Here is a 584-nt window from a genome sequence, read left to right on the forward strand (position 1 = left end):
TCGGGGTGGTCGGTGGGGAGGGATTCGGCGTTGACCAGGACCAGTAGTTCGGTGGTGATTTTGGTTTCGAGGAGCATGGTGAGCGCGTCGGCGTTGCGGACGCGCAGGGGGCGGTCGTCGTTGTCGGCCTTGGGTTTGGCGTAGGTGTCCAGCCAGGTCTTCAGTCGTGCGGCGGCTTCCTTGGGCAGCCGGAATTCTCCCTGCATGCCACCGGAGCCGGTAGGGCGTACGCGCAGGAATCGTTTGTCGTGGTCGGCGTCATCGTCTTTGTGCTGCCCGTCGGGGTCGAGGACGTCGCGGAGGTAGCGGCCGGCTTTGGCGATGTCTTCGGGGGTGGCGTGGTCGGCCAGGTCCGTGAGGATCTGTTCGGCGATCGGCGCTTGTTCGTCGGCGAGGTCTTTGATGGCGGTGCAGATCGCGTTGACCTGGCCCTCGCTCAGGGTGCCTTCGGCGAATCGTGCACGCACCGTTGGAAGGCGGGCCAGTTGGGTGCCGATGGTCACCAGGTGGGAGGCGGAGACTCTGCTGGTGCCGCAGGCGTTCTGCAGCCAGGTGCGGGTGCTGGCGTGTCCGTGGGTTCGGGC

1 protein-coding gene is annotated in these 584 nt (G+C 66.4%); it reads right to left on the bottom strand.

Going from position 1 to position 584, the window contains the following annotated elements; genetic code table 11:
• On the bottom strand, positions 1-548 hold a 548-nt coding region (locus tag Pka01_RS40505; protein ID WP_239116299.1), incomplete at its 3' end, for a DUF222 domain-containing protein.
• Between the last annotated feature and the right edge of the window lie 36 nt (positions 549-584).

It is taken from the genome of Planotetraspora kaengkrachanensis (genome assembly GCF_016862895.1).
In the GTDB taxonomy this organism is placed as follows: domain Bacteria; phylum Actinomycetota; class Actinomycetes; order Streptosporangiales; family Streptosporangiaceae; genus Planotetraspora; species Planotetraspora kaengkrachanensis.